At 66.7% G+C, this 24,764-nt stretch carries 21 protein-coding genes, 2 tRNA genes and 2 pseudogenes; 6 read left to right on the forward strand and 19 right to left on the reverse strand.

The features are described from left to right. Position 1: 1 nt before the first annotated feature. The 3 genes and pseudogenes from DR843_RS12120 to DR843_RS20105 all read right to left on the reverse strand — a co-directional run bounded on the left by DR843_RS12120 (position 2) and on the right by DR843_RS20105 (position 2,771). The gene (locus DR843_RS12120; RefSeq protein WP_109686166.1) at positions 2-901 is read right to left on the reverse strand and encodes a VOC family protein; all 900 of its coding nucleotides are present in this window, start codon (positions 899-901) and stop codon (positions 2-4) included. Positions 902-1,028: 127 nt separating this feature from the next. After that, positions 1,029-2,590, reverse strand: a pseudogene (locus tag DR843_RS12125) (IS1634 family transposase). A gap of 91 nt (positions 2,591-2,681) precedes the next feature. Next, the gene (locus tag DR843_RS20105) at positions 2,682-2,771 is read right to left on the reverse strand and encodes a VOC family protein (RefSeq protein WP_172461494.1); all 90 of its coding nucleotides are present in this window, start codon (positions 2,769-2,771) and stop codon (positions 2,682-2,684) included. Positions 2,772-2,898: 127 nt separating this feature from the next. Between DR843_RS20105 and DR843_RS19815 the strand changes: the two genes are divergently transcribed. After that, positions 2,899-3,174: a hypothetical protein gene (locus tag DR843_RS19815; protein ID WP_146202567.1), complete on the forward strand. Its 276-nt coding sequence runs from the start codon at positions 2,899-2,901 to the stop codon at positions 3,172-3,174. Positions 3,175-4,403: 1,229 nt separating this feature from the next. On the opposite strand, the pseudogene DR843_RS12135 reads toward DR843_RS19815, so the two are convergent. From DR843_RS12135 to DR843_RS12185, 11 genes and pseudogenes are all read right to left on the reverse strand, one after another. Continuing rightward, positions 4,404-5,965, reverse strand: a pseudogene (locus DR843_RS12135) (IS1634 family transposase). A gap of 184 nt (positions 5,966-6,149) precedes the next feature. Continuing rightward, positions 6,150-6,226, reverse strand: a tRNA-Leu gene (locus DR843_RS12140). 25 nt (positions 6,227-6,251) lie between these two features. Beyond that, a complete protein-coding gene (locus DR843_RS12145; RefSeq protein ID WP_109686170.1) occupies positions 6,252-6,743 on the reverse strand; it encodes a DUF501 domain-containing protein in 492 nt (163 codons plus the stop codon). After that, positions 6,740-7,105: an FtsB family cell division protein gene (locus DR843_RS12150; RefSeq protein WP_109686172.1), complete on the reverse strand. Its 366-nt coding sequence runs from the start codon at positions 7,103-7,105 to the stop codon at positions 6,740-6,742. The genes DR843_RS12145 and DR843_RS12150 overlap by 4 nt, the downstream gene beginning before the upstream one ends. Positions 7,106-7,323: 218 nt before the next feature. Beyond that, entirely contained in the window at positions 7,324-8,604 is a 1,281-nt protein-coding gene (gene eno, locus DR843_RS12155; RefSeq protein ID WP_109686174.1) for a phosphopyruvate hydratase, read from the reverse strand. Between the two features lie 110 nt (positions 8,605-8,714). Continuing rightward, on the reverse strand, positions 8,715-9,827 hold the full coding sequence (locus tag DR843_RS12160; protein ID WP_109686176.1) for an LLM class flavin-dependent oxidoreductase: 1,113 nt from the start codon (positions 9,825-9,827) through the stop codon (positions 8,715-8,717). A gap of 32 nt (positions 9,828-9,859) precedes the next feature. Continuing rightward, complete coding sequence (locus DR843_RS12165) at positions 9,860-10,783, reverse strand: nucleoside triphosphate pyrophosphohydrolase (protein WP_109686178.1); 924 nt, start codon at positions 10,781-10,783, stop codon at positions 9,860-9,862. A 4-nt stretch (positions 10,784-10,787) separates the two neighbouring features. After that, positions 10,788-11,321, reverse strand: a complete 534-nt coding sequence (locus DR843_RS12170; protein WP_109686180.1) for a hypothetical protein — start codon at positions 11,319-11,321, stop codon at positions 10,788-10,790. After that, entirely contained in the window at positions 11,318-14,857 is a 3,540-nt protein-coding gene (gene mfd, locus DR843_RS12175; RefSeq protein ID WP_109686183.1) for a transcription-repair coupling factor, read from the reverse strand. Before mfd ends, DR843_RS12170 begins: the two co-directional genes overlap by 4 nt. Next, on the reverse strand, positions 14,854-15,471 hold the full coding sequence (pth, locus tag DR843_RS12180; RefSeq protein WP_245934113.1) for an aminoacyl-tRNA hydrolase: 618 nt from the start codon (positions 15,469-15,471) through the stop codon (positions 14,854-14,856). Before pth ends, mfd begins: the two co-directional genes overlap by 4 nt. Positions 15,472-15,475: 4 nt before the next feature. After that, positions 15,476-16,132 carry a 50S ribosomal protein L25/general stress protein Ctc gene (locus DR843_RS12185; RefSeq protein ID WP_109686187.1) on the reverse strand — a complete coding sequence of 219 codons (657 nt, stop codon included), beginning with the start codon at positions 16,130-16,132 and terminating at the stop codon, positions 15,476-15,478. A gap of 302 nt (positions 16,133-16,434) precedes the next feature. On the opposite strand from DR843_RS12185, the gene DR843_RS20110 reads away from it, so the two are divergent. Further along, positions 16,435-16,908 carry a phospholipase A2 gene (locus DR843_RS20110; protein ID WP_170119854.1) on the forward strand — a complete coding sequence of 158 codons (474 nt, stop codon included), beginning with the start codon at positions 16,435-16,437 and terminating at the stop codon, positions 16,906-16,908. A 49-nt stretch (positions 16,909-16,957) separates the two neighbouring features. On the opposite strand, the gene DR843_RS12195 is transcribed toward DR843_RS20110, so the two are convergent. Next, a complete protein-coding gene (locus DR843_RS12195) occupies positions 16,958-17,938 on the reverse strand; it encodes a ribose-phosphate diphosphokinase (RefSeq protein ID WP_109686191.1) in 981 nt (326 codons plus the stop codon). Next, a complete protein-coding gene (gene glmU, locus DR843_RS12200) occupies positions 17,935-19,464 on the reverse strand; it encodes a bifunctional UDP-N-acetylglucosamine diphosphorylase/glucosamine-1-phosphate N-acetyltransferase GlmU (protein WP_281268837.1) in 1,530 nt (509 codons plus the stop codon). Before glmU ends, DR843_RS12195 begins: the two co-directional genes overlap by 4 nt. An 86-nt stretch (positions 19,465-19,550) precedes the next feature. Between glmU and DR843_RS12205 the strand changes: the two genes are divergently transcribed. Further along, positions 19,551-20,411, forward strand: coding sequence for a P1 family peptidase (locus DR843_RS12205; RefSeq protein WP_211310232.1), 861 nt, complete (start codon positions 19,551-19,553; stop codon positions 20,409-20,411). 11 nt (positions 20,412-20,422) lie between these two features. On the opposite strand, the gene DR843_RS12210 is transcribed toward DR843_RS12205, so the two are convergent. After that, positions 20,423-20,501 (reverse strand) — tRNA-Gln (locus DR843_RS12210). An 88-nt stretch (positions 20,502-20,589) separates the two neighbouring features. On the opposite strand from DR843_RS12210, the gene DR843_RS12215 reads away from it, so the two are divergent. Further along, entirely contained in the window at positions 20,590-21,243 is a 654-nt protein-coding gene (locus DR843_RS12215; protein ID WP_211310233.1) for a TetR/AcrR family transcriptional regulator, read from the forward strand. On the opposite strand, the gene DR843_RS12220 is transcribed toward DR843_RS12215, so the two are convergent. Together DR843_RS12220 and DR843_RS12225 are read right to left on the reverse strand one after the other, a co-directional pair. Continuing rightward, the gene (locus DR843_RS12220) at positions 21,240-21,596 is read right to left on the reverse strand and encodes a VOC family protein (protein ID WP_109686195.1); all 357 of its coding nucleotides are present in this window, start codon (positions 21,594-21,596) and stop codon (positions 21,240-21,242) included. The two genes, DR843_RS12215 and DR843_RS12220, sit on opposite strands and share 4 nt — an antisense overlap. After that, a complete protein-coding gene (locus DR843_RS12225; RefSeq protein WP_109686197.1) occupies positions 21,596-22,378 on the reverse strand; it encodes a methyltransferase domain-containing protein in 783 nt (260 codons plus the stop codon). Before DR843_RS12225 ends, DR843_RS12220 begins: the two co-directional genes overlap by 1 nt. An 87-nt stretch (positions 22,379-22,465) precedes the next feature. Here DR843_RS12225 and DR843_RS12230 point away from each other — a divergent pair, with 87 nt between their 5' ends. After that, positions 22,466-22,969 (forward strand): MarR family winged helix-turn-helix transcriptional regulator, encoded by a 504-nt coding sequence (locus DR843_RS12230; protein ID WP_109686199.1) that lies wholly within the window; start codon positions 22,466-22,468, stop codon positions 22,967-22,969. A gap of 151 nt (positions 22,970-23,120) precedes the next feature. After that, complete coding sequence (locus DR843_RS12235; RefSeq protein ID WP_109686201.1) at positions 23,121-24,761, forward strand: ricin-type beta-trefoil lectin domain protein; 1,641 nt, start codon at positions 23,121-23,123, stop codon at positions 24,759-24,761. Positions 24,762-24,764: the final 3 nt, after the last annotated feature.

The raw sequence follows: 24,764 nt of genomic DNA on the forward strand, positions 1-24,764 counted from the left end.
CTTAATACTCGTCGATGACAATCTTGTGCTGGTTCATCATTGTGGCGAAGGCGTCCGGCCGGCTCATCAATTGCTCGAAATTGTCCGGAATGACCTGCCAGGACACGCCGTACTCGTCCTTGCACCAACCGCATTGCTCGGCCTCGGGCACATGCGAAAGGCCCGCCCAGAAGTGGTCGATGCCCTCTTGGCCGTGTGCGTCGACCATCAGCGAGACGCCCTCGGTGAAGCCGAAGGCATGCTCGACCGGGGAATCCATCGCGACGAACCACTGATCGCCGAGAGTGAAGTCACCGAACAGCAGGGATCCGGCAGCCGCGCTCCCCTCCGCCTCCGGTCGGGTCACGATCTGCCCGGGGTGCGAGCCCTCGAACAGGCTGCCCCAGTGGGCAATTGCCTCTTGGGCTTTGCCCGTGACCGCGCCGCTGAACAGGAAGCTGGGCATGATGTGCGGTCGGGGGTCGCCCTCGGGGTTGGTCAGGATGAGTTGCCAGCTCACGCCGTACTTGTCATTGACCCAGCCGTAGTGCGGGCTGAACGGGTACTCCCCCAACTGCATCAGCACCTGGCCGCCGTCGCCGAGCGCGGCCCAGACCCGATCCAAGGATGCGCGTGCGTCCGGGTCGCGCGATGGATCGAAGTTGACCATAAACGACAGCGCGGGCGTGGGCTTGAACTGCGGGCCGGCGTTCAGACCGACGAAGGACAGTCCGGCGAGTTCGAAGTCGACGGTCAACACCCTGCCGGCCCGATCGAGTTGGAAGTCCGCCAAGCCCTCGTCGGTCGATCCCGGGTAATCCGTGGTCCGGACGATCCGCGAGTCAGGGAACAGCGAAACGTAGAGTTCGGCGGCGCCGACGGCGTCGTTGTCGAACCAGATGCAGGGCACGATCTTCGGCATGGCCGGGCTCCTTTGCGGCGGTGCGCCCCAGCCTGCCAGGTAACGACGGCCCAGGCACCCCTTGATCGGACCCAGATCGGGGCGCCTTCCATGCCTAGGCGAAACCGCTAACCCGACTCGTGCCAATTTAGTGTGTCGGCCAGGTTGTGCCAGTCGCAGCGAGAATCTCGGCCGCGAGTGGGTTGAGCGGATCGGCGGCGACGTGCTGGTGACCGGCGATTCGCACGGTGATCTGCTGCAACGGGCGCAGGGTTCGCACGATACTTTTGATGCTGATCCCGGTCTGCTGCTGGAGGTGTCGGCTGATCGCGAGGGCGGCGAACACGATGGTCAGGTGGGCTTCGATGGCGTCGCGGTCGTCATGGAAGATCGGCCGGGCTCTCAGGTCGGTTTTGGACATCCGGAACGAGGCTTCTACCTGCCACAGGTCGTGGTACTTCGCGATCACCTCGGCTGCGGGCATCGTGGCGTTGGGGATGTTGGTGACGTAGCCCTTCAACCCGACCAAGCGCCGAGCCCGATCCAAACCTGATTGATCCAATTCGGTTGCGCCGTCGATGGTTTTGACGAACCGGGGCTTTTTGGGTGCCCGTTCCCCATCGACCACGGCCTGCGCGCGTTGCTGCTGGATCGTCAACGTCTTGGCGTCCCGGACAGCGCGTTTACGGGAGTACGCCCACGCCGCCCGCCACGACAACGGATTGTCCTGCCGGTCCCACACCGGTTCGGCGGCTTTGTTGGGGTCGTTCTCCGCCTTCGCTGCGGCGCTGACCCGCCGTGGGGTGATGGTGTCGATGACCTGCCCATCAGCGAACGCATCCCCGCGCCAGTGGAAGTGCTTAGCCAGGTCACCGGGGGCTTTGACGACCCGGGAGCCGACGATGAACCGCAGGTTCGCCTCATCGAGCTTGCCCAGGTTCTCCGCCGATAACATGCCGGCGTCGGCGACCACCACCATGTCGGCCAGGCCGTGCCGCTCTTGGAACTGGGTCACGATCGGCACGATCGTGGCGGTCTCGGCCTGGTTGCCCTCATAGCAGCCGATCTCCAACGGGAACCCTTGGCGGTCCACCAGCAACCCGACCACGATTTGTGGATCGACCCGGCGTTCTTTTGAGTATCCGACCTTGCGTAGGTCGTCTTCCTGCTCAGCTTCGAAATACAACGTGGTCACGTCGTACAGGCACAAGCTGAGATCTCCTGCGGTAGTGGCGTGTTCGAAGCACGCAGTCGCCAGGGTGTCGCGGTACTCGGCGCTGGCGCAGCGTTTCAGGGAGCGGAACATCGTGCGCAGCGACGCGTGTTCGACGCCGATCTCGTCCAGGACACGCACCGTGTCCGCTTTGGAGGTCGTTCGATGATCCGGGCCAACACGAACTCCCGAAACGCGGCATCGCCGAGCGCGTCGAACCCCAAGGCGGTGTAGGCCTGCGACAGGACCTCCCACAGGACGGCGCTGGTCTTGCCGGTAATCACGCCCTGACCAGCCGGGACAGCTCCAGCGCTCAGGTCCAGTTCGCCCTGCCCGGGGTGAAGACGCTGCCGAGCAACCTGCACCAGCACCGCTAGCTCTTGGGCGGTGTGCGCAGAGCCGAGGTGTTCCAGCACCTTGTCGCGTCCATCGACGCGCTGCGCGATCTGCACGGCGGTCGCGCCCGAGGCGGTCTTGACCTTCCGCACGAACACCACGACCCCAGAATATCGGCCCGATTAGTGTGTCAAAACCTGCAACCGCAACGCCCTGACCAGCACCGATGACTCGCCGACCGCGAAATCCCGCTCAAGTGGCACGAGTCGGGAGCGAAACGTAGAGTTCGGCGGCGCCGACGGCGTCGTTGTCGAACCAGATGCAGGGCACGATCTTCGGCATGGCCGGGCTCCTTTGCGGCGGTGCGCCCCAGCCTGCCAGGTAACGACGGCCCAGGCACCCCTTGATCGGACCCAGATCGGGGCGCCTTCCATGCCTAGGCGAAACCGCTAACGATCCGGGTCGCTAATTGGCGACTGCGGTAGTGGTGTGGACCGTCCATTGGTACACCAAAGGCGTCACCACCCCACTGGATGCGGTTAGCGCCAACCCGACGAGCAAGAAGGTCGCAGCGGTTCCTGAAACCAGTCCCCGCTCGTTCGTCGCACCCTGGACCGCCGGGTTCTCCCTGCGTCGGTCGTCGTTCCAGCTGGTGGTGAACGCGCCCCAGCTCAGCATCGCAGTGACGAATGCGGCGGCCAAGGTCAGTGCGGCGGCCGCAAGAGCACCGCCCGTCACCCAGTGATCCACCCCGTTCATCCCCGTCCACTTCTCGACCGGGCCGCCGTCAACCATAGAGGCATGCACGTCAGCGAGGTCACGCCTGCCGCACACGGTTTAGGAGTTGTGGATGTGCGCGCGTCATACAGTGGTCACGCTGTTTGTTCGGCCGACGAGTGGATCAATGGAATCAGTGACCGATTGGGCGAGTCCTTTCACCCGAACCGCTTGGGCAAGGAGGCGTACGCAACAAATTTCGCGCAGTTTCTCCGATAGGCGCTCGCTCACCCACCTTACCCAGGAGTCAGGCAATGCTCATGAACCGGCAGGTAGGCGCTGCCGCCCTAGCCTTAGTGGCGATGGCGACAGCCATCGGGGGATGCAGCCTCGAACCAGCACGACAGAACCACCCGACCAGTGCATCCGCGGGATCGAACAGTACGCGCACCACAGCGAGTCCATCTGCATCTGCGGGATCGAGCACGAGCGATGGAATCTATGACCCGCCCCCGCCAACGGGCCCACCGGCAAGTCTCCCAACGGACGCCACCGTCCGGGACGACGCTAGCGCTCTGGCCTTTGTAGCTAGCTATATCGCCGCGCTCAACCGTGCGTTTCACTCTCCTACGCCCGACAATTTGCGCCTTGCAGGCTGGGGTGAGGACACGTGCAGCGGATGCAACGGGATGGCGAGCAAGATTGGGGTTTTGCATGACCACGGCTGGCATGTGAAGAACGGGAGCATATCCTTACGTAATCCAACAGTAGTCTCCTCCAATGGAGACACGGTAATTATAGAAGGACAGTACGTACTCGACGAGATGAACGTCTACGATGCCTCTGGCAAACACGTAATCGATCTTCCCTCAGACGACAGCTTGGCACGGTATATCCTGCATTGGACTGACGAGCGTTGGAATCTACGGGAAATCAAGCAGATTGGTTCATCCTGAACATCACGATTCGGAGTGAGTAAACCGATTTGCGTCACGATCGGAGATAATCGCTACTACCTTGAGGAAACCGATGACACCTATAGCGCGGACTAGCACCTTAGCTCTCCGGGAGAATCTAAATTCGTAGTCTTGCCGGGGAGGCTGTGCGAACACCAACGCGGCATAGATGTGGCCCAGCTGCTAGCGGGTTCGACTCCCGTCAGACACCCCGCCTGATTTGCTCACCTGGCACAGCGGCTCAACTACCTTCGTGCGCGTCGAGTAAGGAGGTCTTGGTGCCCTCCCGACTCGTGCCAATTTAGTGTGTCGGCCAGGTTGTGCCAGTCGCAGCGAGAATCTCGGCCGCGAGTGGGTTGAGCGGATCGGCGGCGACGTGCTGGTGACCGGCGATTCGCACGGTGATCTGCTGCAACGGGCGCAGGGTTCGCACGATACTTTTGATGCTGATCCCGGTCTGCTGCTGGAGGTGTCGGCTGATCGCGAGGGCGGCGAACACGATGGTCAGGTGGGCTTCGATGGCGTCGCGGTCGTCATGGAAGATCGGCCGGGCTCTCAGGTCGGTTTTGGACATCCGGAACGAGGCTTCTACCTGCCACAGGTCGTGGTACTTCGCGATCACCTCGGCTGCGGGCATCGTGGCGTTGGGGATGTTGGTGACGTAGCCCTTCAACCCGACCAAGCGCCGAGCCCGATCCAAACCTGATTGATCCAATTCGGTTGCGCCGTCGATGGTTTTGACGAACCGGGGCTTTTTGGGTGCCCGTTCCCCATCGACCACGGCCTGCGCGCGTTGCTGCTGGATCGTCAACGTCTTGGCGTCCCGGACAGCGCGTTTACGGGAGTACGCCCACGCCGCCCGCCACGACAACGGATTGTCCTGCCGGTCCCACACCGGTTCGGCGGCTTTGTTGGGGTCGTTCTCCGCCTTCGCTGCGGCGCTGACCCGCCGTGGGGTGATGGTGTCGATGACCTGCCCATCAGCGAACGCATCCCCGCGCCAGTGGAAGTGCTTAGCCAGGTCACCGGGGGCTTTGACGACCCGGGAGCCGACGATGAACCGCAGGTTCGCCTCATCGAGCTTGCCCAGGTTCTCCGCCGATAACATGCCGGCGTCGGCGACCACCACCATGTCGGCCAGGCCGTGCCGCTCTTGGAACTGGGTCACGATCGGCACGATCGTGGCGGTCTCGGCCTGGTTGCCCTCATAGCAGCCGATCTCCAACGGGAACCCTTGGCGGTCCACCAGCAACCCGACCACGATTTGTGGATCGACCCGGCGTTCTTTTGAGTATCCGACCTTGCGTAGGTCGTCTTCCTGCTCAGCTTCGAAATACAACGTGGTCACGTCGTACAGGCACAAGCTGAGATCTCCTGCGGTAGTGGCGTGTTCGAAGCACGCAGTCGCCAGGGTGTCGCGGTACTCGGCGCTGGCGCAGCGTTTCAGGGAGCGGAACATCGTGCGCAGCGACGCGTGTTCGACGCCGATCTCGTCCAGGACACGCACCGTGTCCGCTTTGGAGGTCGTTCGATGATCCGGGCCAACACGAACTCCCGAAACGCGGCATCGCCGAGCGCGTCGAACCCCAAGGCGGTGTAGGCCTGCGACAGGACCTCCCACAGGACGGCGCTGGTCTTGCCGGTAATCACGCCCTGACCAGCCGGGACAGCTCCAGCGCTCAGGTCCAGTTCGCCCTGCCCGGGGTGAAGACGCTGCCGAGCAACCTGCACCAGCACCGCTAGCTCTTGGGCGGTGTGCGCAGAGCCGAGGTGTTCCAGCACCTTGTCGCGTCCATCGACGCGCTGCGCGATCTGCACGGCGGTCGCGCCCGAGGCGGTCTTGACCTTCCGCACGAACACCACGACCCCAGAATATCGGCCCGATTAGTGTGTCAAAACCTGCAACCGCAACGCCCTGACCAGCACCGATGACTCGCCGACCGCGAAATCCCGCTCAAGTGGCACGAGTCGGGTCAGACACCCCGCCTGATTTGCTCACCTGGCACAGCGGCTCAACTACCTTCGTGCGCGTCGAGTAAGGAGGTCTTGGTGCCCTCGACGGGACTCGAACCCGCACTCGAGCGATTTTAAGTCGCCTGCCTCTGCCGATTGGGCTACGAGGGCGCGCTTAGCGTACGACGAGTGGCGGCTAACCCTGAACGCCGCAGCAACCGTTCGCCCACCACTGCGGCAACGCGGCCAGGGCTTCGTCACCCAGCGGGTTGATCCCCGGCCCGACGGCTAGGGAGTGTGCGACCAGGACGTGCAGACACTTGACGCGATCGGGCATACCGCCGGCTGAGATGCCGTCGATCTCAGGGACCTCACCCAACTCGGCGCGGCGACGCAGATAGTCCTCGTGCGCCCGGCGATACGCGGCCGACAGTTCGGGATCCTCCTGCAGGCGCTGCGACATCTCGCGCATCAGGCCACTGGCTTCCAGGGTGCTGATCGCGCCGGTCAGCCGGGGACACGTCGCGTAGAAGGTGGTCGGGAACGGGGTGCCGTTGGGCAGTCGCGGCAGCGTGCGCACCACGGCCGGGCAGCCACACGGGCAGCGCGCCGCGATCGCGACGACGCCACGAGGGGTGCGACCCAGTTGCTGCTCGACGGCAGCCAGGTCTGCGTCGGAGACGGTCATTTGCGAGTGGCAGCGCCCTGCACTGAAGACCACAGTTGGTCGTACCACGGCTGGGTCGGCTTGGCCGGGATGACATCGGTGCCGGCAGACTGGCGGGCCTGGCCGTCCTTATCGACGGTGACCGTCAGGGTCTGCCCCGGCTTCACGAAGCCGAGCCGCGACTTTGCTTGCTCCTCAACGTATTTCGGGTCATTCCACTGCTTGAGCTGCGCCTGTTTGTTGGCGATGTCCTGCTCCTGGGCATCGACCTGCGCCTGGGCCTGGTTGATCTGCGATCGCTGACCGAGGTAGCCACGCACCGTGGGGGTCAGCAGCACCGCGAGAAACAGCAGCAGGGCACCGATCCCGACCATCCGCCGCATCGAACGAGGCGTACGTCGAGGGGCTGGGGCTGGTGCCGCCACGGAGGCGGGTTTCACGCTGGGGCGCGTGGTCGGCGTACCGGAACGGGGTCGGCTGGATGGCCGCGACGCGCTTTTGCCCGCACGGCGTTGACTGGTCGGACCGGCGCTCACCACGAGAGAAATGTACGACGCCCGGCCCGCCTCTTCGTGGAGGCGGGCCGGGCGTGCGCGCAGTCTCAGCCCTTGAAGCGCGGGAACGCGCTGGCGCCGGCGTAGACCGCGGCGTCGTCGAGTTCCTCTTCGATCCGCAGCAGCTGGTTGTACTTCGCCACGCGCTCGCTGCGGGCCGGGGCGCCGGTCTTGATCTGGCCACAGTTGGTGGCAACGGCCAGGTCGGCGATGGTGACGTCCTCGGTCTCACCGGAGCGGTGCGACATCATGCAGCGGTAGCCGTTGGACTGAGCCAGGGTGACCGCGTCGAGGGTCTCGGTCAGCGTGCCGATCTGGTTGACCTTCACCAGCAGCGCGTTGGCGATGCCGCCGTCGATGCCCTTGCCGAGGCGTTCGGGGTTGGTGACGAACAGGTCGTCGCCGACCAGCTGCACCTTGTCGCCGATCTGGTCGGTGAGGGTCTTCCAGCCGTCCCAGTCGTCTTCGTTCAGCGGGTCCTCGATGGAGACCAAGGGGTAGTTCTCGACCAGGTCGGCGTAGTAGGCCGACATCTGCTCGGCGGTCTTCTTCTCGCCTTCGAAGGTGTACTTGCCCTTGTCGAAGAACTCGCTGGCCGCGACGTCGAGCGCGAGGGCGATGTCCTTGCCCGGCTTGTAGCCGGCCTTCTTGATCGCCTCGAGGATCAGGTCGAGCGCGGCCCGGTTGGATTCCAGGTTCGGGGCGAAACCGCCCTCGTCGCCCAGGCCCGTCGCGAGGCCCTTGTCGTGCAGCACGCCCTTGAGCGCGTGGTAGACCTCCGCGCCCCAACGCAGTGCCTCGCGGAAGCTGGCCGCACCGATCGGCGCGATCATGAACTCTTGGATGTCGACGTTGGAGTCCGCGTGCGAGCCACCGTTGAGGATGTTCATCATCGGCACCGGCAGCAGGTGCGCATTGGGACCGCCGACGTAGCGGAACAGCGGCAGACCAGCGGAGTCCGCGGCGGCCTTGGCCACGGCCAGCGAGACACCGAGGATCGCGTTGGCGCCCAGCTTGCCCTTGTTGGGCGTGCCGTCCAGCTCGATCATCTCCTGGTCGACCAGGCGCTGCTCGCTGCCGTCGTAACCCAGCAGATGCGGGGCGATGTCCTCGGTAACCGCGTCGACGGCGTCCTGGACGCCCTTGCCGAGGTAACGCTTCTTGTCACCATCGCGGCGCTCGACCGCCTCGAACGCGCCGGTCGAGGCACCGGAAGGTACCGCCGCGCGACCCACGATGCCGTCGTCGAGCAGGACCTCCACTTCGACCGTCGGATTGCCGCGGGAGTCGAGGATTTCGCGCGCAATGATGCCGTCGATGCTGGCCACTGGATCTCCTGAGTGTGAAGGGGTTGCACGGGCTGTTTCGAGCCTAACGGGTGACTCGTGGGTAACAACCGGGCCAGCAGGCTTTTGAGACGTGCGCGACGACCAGTCAGTCAGAGCAGACCGCGGGCCGCGAGCGCCGGGCGGACACCTTCCCCGACGTGGTACGCCTCTTCGAGGTGCGGATACCCGCTGAGGACGAACTCGTCCAGGCCGAGGGCGTGGTACTCGCCGATCCGGTCGGCGACGTCGGCGTAGGAGCCCACGAGCGCCGTACCCGCACCGCCACGCACCAGACCGATGCCGGCCCACAGGTTGGGGTAGATCTCCAGCTTGTCCAACCGGCCCCCGTGCAGCGCGGTCATCCGACGTTGGCCCTCGGACTGGGCACCGGACTGCGCGGACTGGGCCATGGCGACCTGCTCCGGTGCAAGGCCCGCGAGCATCCGGTCCGCGACCTGCCAGGCTTCGTCCGCCGTGGGTCGGGCGATGACATGCAGCCGGATCCCGAACCGCGGCTCACGGTCGAACCGCGTCGCGGCCAGGCGCACGCGGTCCAGCTTCTCGGTCACCTGCTCGGGCGGCTCACCCCAGGTCAGGTAGACGTCGCTGTGCTGGGCAGCAACCTCAATGGCTGCCGGGGAGGATCCGCCGAAATAGATGTCGGGCCGGTGCAATTCGCCACTCAGGACGGCGCCTTCGACCCACAGATGATCGCCCCGGAAGGTGACCGGCTCGCCGGAGAACAACTCCCGCAGGACGTGCAGGAACTCCCCGGTGCGGGCGTAGCGGGCGTCCTTGTCCAGCGCGTCACCGAAGCGACGCTGCTCGACGTCCTCCCCGCCCGTCACGACGTTCAGCAGGAGGCGACCGCCGGTGATCCGCTGGTACGTCGCGGCCATCTGGGCGGCCAGCGTGGGGCTGAGTACGCCGGGTCGGAACGCCACGAGGTACTTCAGCTTGCGTGCCACCTGGCTGAGCGCAGCCGTCGTGACCCACGCGTCCTCACAGGCACTGGAGGTTGGGGTGAGTGCCGCCTCGAAGCCGAGTTGTTCTGCCGCACAGGCGATCTGGCCGAGGTAGTCGAGGGTGGGAGCACGCCGGGTTGTGGGGGCAGCACCGGGCGGACCAACGGTGCCGCTCACCGCGCTGACCGCATCGCCGAGACTCAGATCGGTCCGTGAGTCACCGTTGGTCGGCAGGAACCAGTGCAGTCGGACCGTCATACCCGATCACATTAGTAGGCGTTGCTGATCGATCAGTCGTGGGGCGCGGACAGCCGACGCAGAGCGTCCCGCAGCGCCGCGTCAGCGCTCACCCCGTCGGCGCGGGCCTGCGCCACCAGCGCGAGCAATGCGCCACCCAGATCGTCCGATGGCGTGACCTCGACACCCCGGCGAGCGGCCCGGTCCAACACCTTCTGCGCGATCAGCAGGCTGGACAGCGACACCGGGATCCCGGCCAGCAGGTCGTCCGCGCCGCGCTCAGGTTTCTCGGCCGCCTTGATCTGCTCCCACGCCGCCTCCACCTCTTCGGGCGTCTGCGCGTCGCCGTCGGCGAAGACGTGCGGGTGCCGGCGGATCAGCTTGGCGACCAGCCCGGCCGCGACATCATCGACGTCCCAGGGGGTTTCGGCTTCTTCGCCGATCCGGGAGTGGAAGAGCACCTGCAGCAACACGTCGCCGAGTTCTTCCACGAGATGCTCGCTCGAGCCGGTCTCGATCGCCTCGACCGTCTCGTGGGCCTCTTCCAGCAGGTACTTCGCGAGCGACTCGTGGGTCTGCTGGGCGTCCCACGGACAGCCGCCGGGCGACCGCAACGCGTCCATCGCCGCGACTGCATCCAGCAGCCGGGCGCCGGGCGGATCCCAGGATCCGACCAGCACCTCGACCTCGGGCGGGTCATCCAGCGCGGACAACTCCTGCGCCAAGGCGTCGGTCAGACCGGGGTCACCATTGGGGAAACCGATCCACACCACGTCGTACGCCGATCGGGCCAGTTCACGCGCATCGGCGGCGCCCGCTCGGACCGGGATCCCGGACGCGGCGACAGCAGCGGTCGTCGGGTCGTCCAGATCGGCGGCTCGCACCACGGCAGCGCTCGACAGGGCGTTCCATGCGTCGCGGGTCAGCAACCCGGCGGGCAGCCGCGGACTCGTGACCAGCAGCGTCAGCCGGGGCACCGGATCAGGAGGCGGCGGGCGACGGTGAGGCGGAGATCCAGTTCGGGGCGATGCTGGTCGGGCCGACGCCCTTCTGCCAGGTGCCGTAGCGCGGGTTCAGTTGCACGTCAGCGGTGCTGATCAGTTTGGCCAACGCCGGCTGACCCTGCTCACTGGAGCGCAGCGCCTGGAAGTCCATGCTCGACTGCACGACGCTGATGGCCGAGGTGGACGGGTTCTTCACCGTCGCGGGGAAGGCCGCCTTGGCCTGCGCGGTCGAGGTGGCCACGCCGTACTTGCCGGCCAGCTGCGACAGTTCCGGATTCAGGGCCAGGAACACCGCCGCGGACTGGGAGTCGAAGTCGGCGTTGACCTTGCGCACGTCGATCAGGGCGTCCTGCACCTGCTCATTGGTGACGGTGGTGCCGTCGTACCGAGCGGCCACGTAGCCGTTCTGCACCACACTGTTGGAACCGCAGCCGCTCAACGCCATCGCGCCGGCCGCCATCGTCGCCGCTACCGCCAACTTCACCTTCGCGCCCATCACACCCTGCATCATGCCAAAAGCACCTGTTCGATGAGTTCGGTGGCCCAATGCAGGATCGCCGTGTCCCGCAACGGCTCGCCACCCACCGGCGCGGTCCGCGGCATCGGCACCAGGATCTGCTGCATCGCTTCCTTGACCATCGTGCCCTTGTAGAGCCGCTCCAACTTCAGCTGCTGGCTCTCGCGCAGGGTGACCGGGCTGAACCGGACGAATTTGCCCTGCACCGCCACATCACTGATACCGGCCTTGCGCGCGACCGTGCGCAACCGGGCCACCTCGAACAGGTTGCGAACCGGCTCGGGGGCCTCGCCGTACCGGTCCTTCAACTCGGCGCCGATCTCGTCCAACGCACCCAGATCCTCGACGGTGGCCAGCTTCTTGTAGGCCTCCAGCCGTAGCCGCTCACCGGGGATGTAGTCGTGCGGCAGATGCGCGTCCACCGGCAACTCGATCTTGATCTCCACCGGTGCGGTGTCTGTCTCGCCGCGGAAGTCGGCGACGGCCTCGCCGACCATGCGCACGTAGAGGTCGAAGCCGACGCCGGCGATGTGCCCGGACTGCTCGCCACCGAGCAGGTTGCCCGCGCCGCGGATCTCCAGGTCCTTCATCGCCACCTGCATCCCGGCCCCGAGGTCGGTGTGGCTGGCGATGGTCTGCAGCCGGTCGGTCGCCGTCTCCGTCAGCGGCTTCTCCCCCGGGTAGAGGAAGTAGGAGTAGGCGCGCTCGCGTCCGCGACCCACGCGGCCCCGCAGCTGGTGCAACTGGGACAGCCCCAACCGGTCGGCGCTCTCGACGATCAGCGTGTTGGCGTTGGAGATGTCCAGGCCGGTTTCGACGATGGTGGTGCAGACCAGCACATCGGCCCGCCGCTCCCAGAAGTCGACGACGACGTCCTCGAGCCGGTGCTCGGACATCTTGCCGTGCGCGGTGACGACGCGCGCGTCGGGGACGAGTTCGCGGATCCGGGAGGCGGTCTTCTCGATCGACTGCACCTTGTTGTGCACGTAGAAGACCTGACCCTCGCGCATCAACTCGCGCTTGATCGCGGCGGCGACCTGCTGCTCCTGGTAGGCACCCACGAAGGTCAGGACCGGGTGGCGCTCCTCGGGCGGGGTTGCGAGAGTGGACATTTCGCGGATCCCGGTGACCGCCATCTCCAACGTACGTGGGATGGGGGTCGCCGACATGGCGAGCACGTCGACGGCGGTCCGCAGGGCCTTGAGCTGCTCCTTGTGCTCGACACCGAAGCGCTGCTCCTCGTCCACGACGACCAGGCCGAGGTCCTTGAACTTCACCTCGTTGCCGAGCAACCGGTGCGTGCCGATCACGATGTCGACGGCACCGGAAGCCAGGCCCTCGATGACCTCCTTGGCTTCCTTGTCGCTCTGGAAGCGGGACAGCGCCTTCACCGTCACCGGGAAGCCGGCGTACCGCTCGCTGAAGGTCTGCACGTGCTGTTTGACCAGCAGTGTCGTGGGCACCAGGACCGCGACCTGCTTGCCGTCCTGCACCGCCTTGAACGCCGCGCGGACGGCGATCTCGGTCTTGCCGTAGCCGACGTCCCCGCAGATCAACCGGTCCATCGGGACGGCCTTCTCCATGTCCGCCTTGACCTCGTCGATGCTGGAGAGCTGGTCGGGGGTCTCGACGTAGGCGAACGCGTCCTCCAACTCGCGTTGCCACGGAGTGTCCGGGCTGAACGCGTAGCCGGGCGTGGCCATGCGAGCGCTGTAGAGGCGGATCAGTTCCGCGGCGATCTGCCGGACGTGTTTGCGGGCCCTGGATTTGGTTGCCTGCCAGTCGGATCCACCGAGTTTGTTGACCGAGGGAGCTTCGCCGCCGACGTAGCGCGTGACCTGATCGAGTTGATCGGTGGGCACGAAGAGCCGATCGCCCGGCTGCCCACGCTTGGACGCGGCGTACTCGAGCACCAGATATTCGCGGGTGGCGCCCTGCACGGTGCGTTGCACCATCTCCACGAACTTGCCGACGCCGTGCTGCTCGTGGACGACGAAGTCACCGGGTCGCAGCTGGAGCGGATCCACCACGTTGCGCCGCTTCGTCGGCATCCGGCGCATGTCTTTGGTGGATCCCTCAGCGCCGGTGCCACCGGTCAGGTCGGCCTCGGTGAGCACCACCAGTTCACTACTGGGCAGGGCGAATCCGGGCCCGAGGCACCCGGTCGACAGTTCGATCGAACCGGGCGACAGCTCCGTGAGCCCACGCGTGGCGAGGTCGTGCTCGGCCAACACTTCGGTGATCCGCCGCCCCAGCCCCGGACCTTCGGTGACGATCAGCACCCGTTGCCCGTCCGCGACGTACTGGCGCAGATCAGCCACCGCCTGCTCGGTGTTGCCGCGGTAGGCCGCGACCGGCGTACTGCCCAGATTGACTCTCTCCCCGGGCAATTCGTCCTCGGTGAAGGCGATCAGGTCCTCGTCGGTCGCGAAGGACGCGAACGACCACCAGGGCCGCCCGGTCTTCAGGGCATGTTCGCGCAACTCCTGCAGGGTCCAGTACGACGCGCTGCCGAGCACCGCGCGCAGGTCCACCGGCACCTGGTTGCCGGCGGCGGCGTTGCCCCAACTGGCCTCCAGGAACTCCTCACTGGTCGCGACCAGGTCATGGGCCCGCGTGCGCACCCGCTCCGGGTCGCACAGCACCACGTGCGTGCCAGGGCGCAGTACGTCGAGCACCGTCTCCATCTGGGAGCCCAACAGAGCGGGGGCAAGGGACTCCATCCCTTCCACCGCAATGCCTTCAGCCACCTTGTGCAGCATGTCGGCGACACCGGGCAACTGGTCGGCGAGCGCTCGCGCGCGGTCCCGGACGGCGTCGGTGAGCAGGAGTTCGCGGCACGGCGGCGCCCACAGGCCACCCTCGGCGATCTCCATGCTGCGCTGGTCGGCGACCTTGAAGTAGCGCACTTCCTCGATCGTGTCGCCCCAGAACTCCACCCGCAACGGGTGCTGCTCGGTCGGCGGGAAAACGTCGAGAATGCCTCCGCGGACGGCAAATTCGCCGCGTCGCTCGACCAGGTCGGTACGGGTGTAGGCAGCCGCCACGAGGTCCTCGACCACCTGCGAGAGGTCGGCATCCTGCCCGGCCGTGAGCGCGACCGGCGACAGATCGCCCAGGCCCTTGGCGATCGGCTGCAGCAGCGCCCGCACACTGGCGACGATCACATCGACCGGACCGTGCTCGGGGGATGGGTGCGCCAGCCGGCGTAACACGGACAGCCGCTTGCCGACGGTGTCGCTGCGCGGGCTGAGGCGCTCGTGCGGCAACGTCTCCCAGCTGGGGAACTCGGCGATCCGCTCGGCGGGCAGGAAGGAGCGCAGCGCGGTCGCGAGATCGTCGGCCTCGCGGCCGGTGGCGGTCACCGCCAGGATCGGCACGCCCGCGTCGCCGCCGGCCAGAACGGCCAACAACGGAGCCCGTAGACCGGGCGTGGTGGCGATGTCGACGAGGTCGGCATTCAGGTGGCGCAGGGTGCGTTGCACTCCGGCGTCGGAACGCAACAGCTTGAGCAGCGGGTCGAGAGTCACGAGCGGGTAGGTCCTCCAGCGTGCACGGTGTTCTGCGCGTCGGTCAGACCGCGCTCGATCAGTAGTTCCGTCGCATCGGCGGCGTCATCCAGCAGGAACGGCAGCTCCTTGCGCTCGGTGGCGTTGAAATCCTTGAGCACGAAGGCGGCCGGGTCCATCCGGCCGGGTGGGCGTCCGATGCCGACGCGCACCCGCAGGTAGTCCTTGGTGCCGAGCGCGGCAGAGATGGACCGCAGCCCGTTGTGACCGCCCTCTCCCCCACCGCGCTTGAGGCGGATCGTGCCGGCATCGATGTCCAACTCGTCGTGGATCACGATGATCTGCTCGACCGGCACCTTGAAGAAGTCGGCCAATCCCTTGACGGGAGAACCGGATTCGTTCATGTACGTCGTGGGGATGGCAATGACTGCGGGCGGCCCGGAGGTGCCGGGCCGCCCGAGTCGGATGCTGGCGGCACGAGCGCGCGCCTTGTGGGCGCGCAGCGTCGTGTCGTATCGGGTCGCGAGTTCGTCGATGACCATGGCCCCGACGTTGTGCCGGTTGCCGGCGTACGTCGATCCGGGATTACCGAGCCCGACGATCAACCAGGGGCTCACCGGTGAAACTCGCGACACATGATCACTCCTCGGTGGACTCCGCGGCGTCGCCGTCCTCGGCGGCCTCCGGCTCGTCCTTCTCGATGCCGGCCTCGGCCTCAGCGCTCTCCAGCTCGGCCTCGAGCTCCTCGGCGGTGACCTGGGCGGTGACGTTGACGACCAGCAGGTCCTCGTCGGCGATCAGCGTCGAACCGGCGGGCAGGGTGACGTCCTTGGCCAGGATCTGGCTGCCGGCCGCCAAGCCCTCGATGGAGACCACGATGCTCTCGGGGATCGACATCGGGTCGCTCTCGATGGACAGGGTGTTGTTCTCCAGGACCACGTTGGTCTCCGGGCCCGCCTCGCCCTCCAGGTGCACGGCGACGTCGACGGTGACCTTCTCGCCCTTCTTGACGATGACCAGATCGACGTGGTCGATGACCGGCTTGATCGCGTCGCGCTGCACGTCCTTGGCCAGCGCGAGCTGCTCGTCACCGTCGATGACCAGGGTGAGGATGGCGTTGGGGTTCTTCAGCGCCAGCATCGTGTCGTGGCCCGGCAGGGTCAGGTGCTGCGGGTCGGTGCCGTGGCCGTAGAGGACGGCGGGGATCTTGTGGTCGCGGCGGATGCGGCGGGCGGCGCCCTTGCCGAATTCGGTGCGCTTCTCGGCGATCAGACGGTTGTCGGATTTGGTGGCCATGTCAGGTCCTTCAGGCTTCGCGGATGGATTCGGTGGCGCCTCGACGCGGGACGCGGCATGAACCGACGCGTGCAGGCACGAACACTGGCCTGAACCTTGTCGATCACGGAGCCGCTCACGCAGCGTCCCTCGCCGAGGCAACGTCGTTCATCGTACGGCGAGTGGCAGCACCCGCCCAAATTCAGCCCGTTCGCCCTCCCGCTCATTCAGCTTTCAACCAGTTGACCATCAGATGTTTGACAGGTCCTGCACAGGAATACCTATGCTCGGCGGCACCCCCAACCCCTCACGAAGGACAACCGATGCGCAAGCTCCTGGCGATTGCCGCCATCTCGACCGTCAGCTTCGCCCCCATGGTCTCCGCGGACGCCATCTCCAAGAAGGACGTGGCCAAACAGGTCACCATGGAGCGGGTGTACGGCCCGAAGTACGGGCAGTATTACGGCAAGTACGGGCTCAACTGGGGCCACAACGGTTGCTCGATCCCGTCCGGCGCCGGGATCCCCTCCCCACAACTCCAGGCAGCGCTGGCGGCCGTCAAGGTGTGGGGCGGCTTCTTCAAGAAGTCCTGCGATCGCCACGATTTCGGCTACCGCAACCACAAGGTCAGCGGCTACAGCCGGTCCACGGTGGACAGCAAGCTGCACGCCAACATGGTGTACCAGTGCAAGCAGAAGGACTGGCCCGGCCCCGATGCCGTCGCCGAGAAGCCCTGCCTAGCTGCGGCTCAGACGATTTACCGCGCCGTCCAGATCGGCGGTTGGACCCACTGGTAAACCGAAGGGGCCGACCGCTGGGTTTGCTGCCCGTATGTCCGCAGCAAACTCAGTGGTCGGCGAACATGCTGGTCACCGAACCGTCACCGAAGACCTGGCTGATCGCTTCGGCCAGCAGCGGCGCGATGGGCAGCACCGTCAGTCCCTCGAACTGCTTGTCCGGGCCGACGGGCAGGGTGTCGGTGACGATGACCTCACGGGCCACCGAGTCGCTCAACCGTTGGACCGCGGGGCCGGAGAAGATCGCGTGCGTGGCAGCGATGATGACGCTGGCCGCACCGTCCTTCATCAGGGCTTCCGCGGCGTGGCAGATGGTGCCACCGGAGTCGATCATGTCGTCGACCAGGATGCAGGTGCGCCCCTCGACCTGACCGATGACGCGGTTGGCGACCGACTCGTTGGGCCGGGTGACGTCGCGAGTCTTGTGGATGAAGGCCAGCGGGGCGTTGTTTAACCGCCGCGACCACGACTCCGCCACCTTGATCCGGCCGGCGTCGGGAGAGACGACGACGAGGTCCTCATCGCCGTACTTGTCTGAGACGTAGTCGGTCAGGATCGGCAGCGCCTGCAGGTGGTCGACCGGGCCGTCGAAGAAGCCCTGGATCTGGTCGGTGTGCAGGTCGACCGCGATCAACCGGTCGGCGCCGGCGGTCTTGAACAGGTCGGCCATCAGTCGGGCGCTGATCGGCTCGCGGCCGCGGGACTTCTTGTCCTGGCGGGCGTAGCCGTAGAACGGGGTGACCACGGTGATCCGCTTGGCCGAGGCCCGTTTGAGCGCATCCACCATGATCAGGTGCTCCATGATCCAGGTGTTGATGGGCGCGGTGTGGCTCTGGATGACGAACGCGTCGCAACCCCGCACCGATTCCTCGAAGCGCACGTACAACTCGGTATTCGCGAAGTCGTAGGCGGCGGTCGGGACCAACTCGGTGCCCAGTTCCTTGGCCACGTGCTGCGCCAGGTCCGGGTGGGCCCGCCCGCTGAAGACCATCAGGTTCTTCTCGGTGGTGCGCTGAATGCCGATGTTCATGCGTTCTCTTCCGTGGCTGCCGACGCCGATGGTGTTGATTCTTCCAGTCCTTGACGCGCCGCGGCGAGTCCTTGCGCGACGGCGGCCTGCGCGGCGGCGTCGGTGGCGGTCCCCGCACGACGCCGGGCCACCCACCCCTCGACGTTGCGCTGCCGGGCGCGGGTCACGGCCAACTCGCCCGGCCCGACCGGTGCGGTGACCGCGGAGCCCGCCGCGACGTACGTGCCATCAGCGATCGAACCAGGCGCCACGATCACACTGTTGGATCCCACGAAGCTGTACCGGCCGACGTTGGTGTGGTTCTTGGTGACCCCGTCGTAGTTGGCGAAGATCGTGCCGGCGCCGATGTTGGCGCCCTCCCCGATCGTGGCGTCGCCGCAGTAGGTCAGGTGCGGCACCTTGGCGTCGTCACCGATCTGCGCGTTCTTGGTCTCGACGAACCCGCCGATCTTGCCGCGCGCGCCCAGCGTGGTGCCGGGCCGCAGGTAGGAGAAGGGGCCGACGGTGGCCTGCGGGCCGATGACCGCGAGTTCGGCATGCGTGCGTACGACGCTCGCCCCGTCATCGACCTCCGTGTCCTTCAGCGTCGTGTCGGGTCCGATCGTGCATTCGACGCCGATGCTGGTGGCCCCCAGCAGCTGGCAGCCGGGGTGGATCACGGTGTCCGCGCCCACGGTGACCTCGGCGTCGACCCAGGTGGTGGCCGGGTCGATCACGATCGCACCCTGCTCGACCATCAGCTTCTTGACCAGGCGCTCGTTGAGTTCCTTGCCCAGTTGCGCCAGTTGCGACTTGTCGTTGACGCCCAGGATCTGCGGGGTGTCGTCGATGACCAGTGCTTCGACCCGGCCGCCGTTGCCCCGGGCCAGCGCGAGCACGTCGGTGAGGTATTTCTCGCGCTGGTTGTTATCGGTGCCGACCTGCGGCAGTAGTTCGCGCAAGATGTCGACGCTGAATGCGTAGATGCCCGAGTTGATTTCGGTGATCTCGACCGCGTGCGCGAGGGGGCCACCTGCGGCCTGCGCGGCCCGGGCGTCCTTGTCCTCGATGATGCCGGTGACGCTGCCGTCGGCATCGCGCAGGATCCGGCCGTAGCCGGCGGGGTCGGCCAGGTGCGTGGTGAGAACCGTGATGGCGTTGGCCGTCGCTTCGTGTTGCTCAGTGAGCGAGACGAGGGTTTCGGCCGAGAGCAAGGGGGTGTCGCCGTACGTCACGATGACGGTGCCGGTCAGGTCGGCGGGCAGGGCGGCCAACCCGCACTCAGCGGCCCGTCCGGTACCGGGAATGTCGTCCTGGTCGGCGATGACCGCCTCGGGGAAGGTCGCCAGGACCTCGGCGGCGACCGCGTCGCGGTGGGCACGGACCGTGACCGCGATGTACGGCGCGTGGGTGCCGACCGCAGCGTGCACGGCGTGGGCGACCAGAGTCCGGCCCGCGATTTTGTGCAACATCTTGCTGGTCTGGCTACGCATTCGCGTGCCGTCACCGGCAGCGAGAACAATCACGGCGGCAGGGGTGGCGCTCACTCGCGAGACTCCTTTGATCGAGCGGCCGGTCGCCCGTCGGCGAGCATCAGCACAGGCGATGTTACCGGCTGACCTATCGTTCCCACGTGGCCGCACTGAGCAACGCGATCGGCATCCCGGGCGTCCGGGTCGGGCATTGGACCGACGAGGTGGCCCGCACCGGGTGCACCCTGGTCGACCTGCCGCCGGGGACCGTCGCCTCGGCGGAGGTGCGTGGCGGTGCGCCGGCGTCACGGGAACTCGACGCGTTGGCACCGGACAAAACGGTGCAGACCTTCGACGGGGTGCTGTTGGCGGGCGGATCCGCGTTCGGCTTGGCCGCCGCGGACGGAGTGATGCGCTTCTACGCCGAACAGGGCCGGGGCGTGCCGACCCCGGCCGGCAACGTGCCCGTGGTGCCCACCCTTGCGCTCTTCGACCGCGTCGTGGGCTCCCCCGACGCCTACCCCGACGCGGCGGCGGGTTACGCGGCGGCCCAGGACACGGCGTACGTGCTGAACGGATCGATCGGCGCGGGCACGGGTGCATCGGTGTCGAACTGGCGCGGGCAGGACCGGCGCCCGGGCGGATTGCGGTACGCCGAGGCCCGGGTCGGTGAGTTGGTGGTCGGTGCGCTGTGCGCGGTGAACGCCTTCGGTGACATCGACCCCGGCACGGGCCCGGTGGATCTGTCGATCGTTGACGCACTCCTGGCCGCGGCGCCGGACTTTCGCAGCAACACCACGATCGGGGTGGTGGTGACCAATGCCGCGCTGAGCAAGGCGGACTGCTTCCTGGTGGCCCAGGGTGCGCACGACGGGTTGGCCCGGGCGGTCACGCCGCCGCATACCCGGTTCGACGGGGACGCGTTCGTGGCGGCCGCGACCGGCGCGGTTCCGGCGCACGTGGACGTGGTGCGGCTGCTGGCAATGGACGCGGTCTGCACCGCGATCCGGGCGGTGGGCTGACGGCCCGCGCGCTCCCCGGGTTGGAATCGAACCAACGTCGCTAATCCTGATTCAAAGTCAGGCGGCCCCTGCCAGCAGAGCAACCGGGGAACGACCTCACCGCAATGGGCAGGCCACGGGCAAGCGTAAACGACGCATTAGGTGGACAATGAATGCCATGAAGCCACAACGTCAGCGAATGACCGCAGCCGAGCGCCGCGAGCAGCTGATCACCGTCGCCCGGGAGGTGTTCGCCGAGGAGGGCGTTCAGGGTGTCTCCGTCGAGCAACTGGCCTCGCGTGCTTCCGTCACGAAGCCGGTGATTTACGAGCATTTCGGGGGAAAAGAGGGGCTGTACGCCGTCGTCATCGACCGCTCGATGCGGGAGCTGGCGGATGCGGTGACGGAGTTCCTCGGTGACTGCGATGGGGAGCGCGAACTGCTGGAGCAGGCAGTCTGGGGGCTGCTGACCTTCGTCGAGGAGAAGCCGGCTGCCTTCCGGGTGCTGTCCCGCGACGCGCCGAGTTGGCACACGACCGGCTCGCTGGCGAGTCTGATGTCCGAGGTGGCCCGGGCGGTCGAGAGCGCGTTGGTCCCGATGTTCAACCGCCACGAGATCGATCCCACGCCGCTGCCCATCTACACCCAGATGCTTGTCGGGCAGATCGCACTGTGCGGCGACTGGTGGTTGGAGCGCGGGTCGGAGTTCTCCAAGGAGCAGGTCGCCCAGCAGATCGTGAACCTCAGCTGGAACGGTCTGCGCGGACTTCAGCAGGACCCGACGCTGAAGTACAGCGGCCACCTGCACGCCCGGGACGAGTCCCGGGAGACTGTCGCGGCGGCCGCGGACTAAGCCTGCTGGATCTCCAGGCGGTTGCCGACCGGGTCGGTGGTGTGGAACCGCCGCACGCCGGGGATCGACTCGTCGTGGGTCACCTCGTGCCGAGTTGCCCGTACGGCGCTCGCGACCGTGTCCAGGTCATCGACCAGGAGGCAGGGGTGCGCCTTGCGCGCCGGTTGGAAGCCCGGTTCGACGCCGCAGTGCAGCTCCTGTGGGCCGATCTGGAACCAGCAGCCGCCCCGCGCCGCCAGAATCGGTGGCTTCGGGATCTCCGGCAGCCCGAGGACACCGCTGTAGAACGCGCGCAGGTCGTCCTCGCTGCCAGCGGGGCAGGCGATCTGCACGTGGTGCAACCCCAGGATCATCAGATGCTCCCCACGGCGAAGACGCGGCGGAACTCGAACGGCACGCCGTAGGGCTTGCGCGGGTACGCCCGGTCGTAGTGTGCGGTGAGCGCCGCCTCGAACGGCTCGAGCTCCTCGGGCCGCAGCCGGTCCAGCACCGGACGCAGGCCCGTACCGCGTACCCATTCCAGCACCGGACTGCGTTGCGCCGCAGCAGGATCCAGCATCTGCAGGTACGTCGTCTCCCACACGTCAAGGTGAGAGCACCGGGTAGCCAGCAGATCGGCGTACCCGCTGGGGTCCTCGACGGCATCGGAGCGCAGGGCTCCGGCCAACTCCTGCGCGCGTGGGTGTCCGGCGACGGTCTCACGGATCAGCCGGTGCGACGGGGCATCGAAGTTGCCGGGTACCTGCATCGCGAACCAGCCGCCCTCCGGCAGCGCCTGGAGCCAGCCCGGGATGAGGTCGCGGTGGGTCGGAACCCACTGCAAGGTGGCGTTGGTGATCAGCACGTCGGGCGCCTGGGCGGGATCCCAGTCCTCGACGCTGCCCACCTGCCATTCGACGCGACCCTCGGTGTCGACCTCGCGAGCCCGCTCGATCATCTGCGGCGACGAATCGACCCCGATGATCCGAGCGCCCGGCCAGCGCTGGGCCATGAGCAGGGTCAGCGGTCCGTCGCCGCAGCCGAGGTCGACCACGAGCTGCGGATCCTGCGCACCCACCCGGGAGAGCAGGTCCAAGAACGGCCGGTCGCGCAACGTGGCGAACTTCTCGTACTGCGTCGGATCCCAGGTCGGCATCGTCGCCTCCTCGCGGTGAAAGTATCTTGATGTCAAGATACTTTCGGGATATCTCGATGTCAAGAGACTTGACGCTACGATTACCTCATGGGTGCACCGCTCGCCGACGAGGTCGACGCGATCGTCGCCGCGTGGCATCGCGAGCGCGCAGATCTTGATGTCGAACCGCTGCAAGTGTTTTCGCGGATCTCGCGGCTGGACACACTGCTGGAACAGGCCCGCGGAGCCGCCTTCGACGAGCACGATCTGGAGACCTGGGAGTTCGACGTGCTGTCGGCGCTGCGGCGGGTGGGCGCGCCGTACCAACTCTCCCCCGGCGTCCTGGTCCAGCAGACGCTGGTCACCAGCGGGACGATGACCAACCGGGTGGACCGGCTCGAGCGACGAGGTCTGGTACGCCGACTGCCTGATCCGCGCGACCGTCGCGGTGTCCTGGTGCAGCTGACGCCCTCCGGTCGCGCACTGGTGGATGCGGCCATGGCCGACCTGCTGGAGCATGAACGGGAGTTGCTGGCCCGGATGCCAGCCCGGGATCGCGAGCGATTGGCGGGGGCGCTGCGGGCGCTGCTGTCGGCGGTGGAATCAGGCTGACCGCTCATGGCGTCATCTGCCAAGAGCCGGCCATCGGTCACTTCTTGATGAACTGGCATCCCCAAAGGGTGCATTCTGCCCTGTGAGTCACCTTTGAACGACGCGACGCCCTAGCTTCAGACCCGGCATATCGACTAGCTAAGGGACTCCCATGGCCAAGAGAACACTTGCGGCCGTCGCCGCCGCGATCGTCACGCTGGTCAGCGGAGCGACCACGACAGCGACGGCGTCGCCGACGTCCGCGCAGAGTCCTACGGCTGTCGACGCGTGGGGGCAACCGTCGGCGGATGCCGGGGGCAGCAACTTCAATCCGGGCGAAACCCAGCTCACCGCGAGCAACGTGCCTCGGCTGCGCCCGGCGTGGTCCGCCGACGCGTTCACCATCGCCGGCTCGGCCATCGTGAACCGGGTCGCCTACTACACGACGGGGCCCGGGAACACGGCTGACCACGCCTCACTCGTGGCCAAGAACGTGGCGACGGGTGCGACGCTGTGGTCGATGCAACTGCCGTTGGGCACGTTCAACCAGCCCAGTGTCGCGGGCAACCGACTACTCCTGTCGTACTACTGGGCACCCCGACCGACGGGCAACGATTTGTACGGCGGGCTACTGGCTGTCGACCTGACCAACCACAGCATCGCGTGGCGCGCCGAAACCGGCACGAGCGACACTCCCCACGATGTGGTCAGTCAGAACGGCCTGGCGTTCTTCGGCGACAACACCCACCTACGCGGCTATCGCGTCTCGGACGGAAAACTGCTGTGGTCCCAGCCGGCGACGTCGCAATTCGGCCCGACCCTGGCGATGGGAAGCAGCGTCTTCGCCAACGTCGACGATCATCTGAAGGCGTTTGACCAGAAGACCGGCCGCGTGCTCTGGTCAGCTCCCCTGGCGTATAGCGACCTCGCGGCAGGTCCCGTGGCAGCGGACGGACACGTCTACATCGAGAGCTACCCGTACATCGAAGCGTTCAACGCAACTGGCTGCGGAGCCGCCACGTGCGCACCGATCTGGCGAATGCGGCCCCCGGGCGACATCGGCTTCAACATGCTGCTCGGCGGCGCTGGAGCCGGCCGACTCACCGTCAGTTGGAGGGACGAAACCGTCGGTCACTTCCACTCGCTGCTCAGTAGCTTGTCTGCTGCGACGGGTAAGCCGTTCTGGACCCGCACCGTCAACACTGCGGGCGAGCCGCCGATGCGCAGCGGCAATCTCATCTGGCTGCAAACCCGGGACGACTGGTTGGAGTCGTTCAGCGTGGCAACCGGGGCGCACCTTGGGACCACCGTCATTCCTAACGCGAACGGCTACGAGCAACGTGCTGCAGTCTCTGATGGGACAGTGTTGGTGGACACCATGGGCACCATGGAGGCTCTGCGGATCGCCAGCCCCACCCAACACGAGCCCATCACGGGCCCCGGCGGCAAGTGCGTCGATGTCCGCAGTGCCGGGCAAGCGGACGGGACCCCGGTCCAGTTGTACACGTGCAATGGGACTGCGTCCCAGGACTGGACCAACGTCCGATCCCGGGCGTCGATCATGGCCTACGGAAAGTGTCTGGACTCGCGCTCAGGCGGCACAGCCAACGGCACGAAGGTTCAACTCTGGACCTGCAACAGCACCAACGCCCAGGCCTGGGTGCCGCAACTCGACGGCTCGCTACTCAATCCAGCCTCGGGTAAGTGCCTCGACGACCCCCGCGGCTCCCTCACCAACGGAACCCAGTTGCAGCTGTACACCTGCAACAAGACCGCCAGTCAACGGTGGAAGATCGCCAACTCCATTCTGTAGGCC

The sequence above is a fragment of the Branchiibius hedensis genome, from assembly GCF_900108585.1.
GTDB lineage: Bacteria > Actinomycetota > Actinomycetes > Actinomycetales > Dermatophilaceae > Branchiibius > Branchiibius hedensis.

Bases quoted from the DNA above. Each gene is read 5' to 3' on its own strand.
- DR843_RS12120 (WP_109686166.1), bottom strand. From the start codon at position 901: ATGCCGAAGATCGTGCCCTGCATCTGGTTCGACAACGACGCCGTCGGC.
- DR843_RS20105 (WP_172461494.1), bottom strand. From the start codon at position 2,771: ATGCCGAAGATCGTGCCCTGCATCTGGTTCGACAACGACGCCGTCGGC.
- DR843_RS12145 (WP_109686170.1), bottom strand. From the start codon at position 6,743: ATGACCGTCTCCGACGCAGACCTGGCTGCCGTCGAGCAGCAACTGGGT.
- DR843_RS12150 (WP_109686172.1), bottom strand. From the start codon at position 7,105: ATGCGGCGGATGGTCGGGATCGGTGCCCTGCTGCTGTTTCTCGCGGTG.
- DR843_RS12160 (WP_109686176.1), bottom strand. From the start codon at position 9,827: ATGACGGTCCGACTGCACTGGTTCCTGCCGACCAACGGTGACTCACGG.
- DR843_RS12170 (WP_109686180.1), bottom strand. From the start codon at position 11,321: ATGATGCAGGGTGTGATGGGCGCGAAGGTGAAGTTGGCGGTAGCGGCG.
- DR843_RS12185 (WP_109686187.1), bottom strand. From the start codon at position 16,132: ATGGCCACCAAATCCGACAACCGTCTGATCGCCGAGAAGCGCACCGAA.
- DR843_RS20110 (WP_170119854.1), top strand. From the start codon at position 16,435: ATGCGCAAGCTCCTGGCGATTGCCGCCATCTCGACCGTCAGCTTCGCC.
- DR843_RS12195 (WP_109686191.1), bottom strand. From the start codon at position 17,938: ATGAACATCGGCATTCAGCGCACCACCGAGAAGAACCTGATGGTCTTC.
- DR843_RS12215 (WP_211310233.1), top strand. From the start codon at position 20,590: ATGACCGCAGCCGAGCGCCGCGAGCAGCTGATCACCGTCGCCCGGGAG.
- DR843_RS12220 (WP_109686195.1), bottom strand. From the start codon at position 21,596: ATGATCCTGGGGTTGCACCACGTGCAGATCGCCTGCCCCGCTGGCAGC.
- DR843_RS12225 (WP_109686197.1), bottom strand. From the start codon at position 22,378: ATGCCGACCTGGGATCCGACGCAGTACGAGAAGTTCGCCACGTTGCGC.
- DR843_RS12230 (WP_109686199.1), top strand. From the start codon at position 22,466: ATGGGTGCACCGCTCGCCGACGAGGTCGACGCGATCGTCGCCGCGTGG.
- DR843_RS12235 (WP_109686201.1), top strand. From the start codon at position 23,121: ATGGCCAAGAGAACACTTGCGGCCGTCGCCGCCGCGATCGTCACGCTG.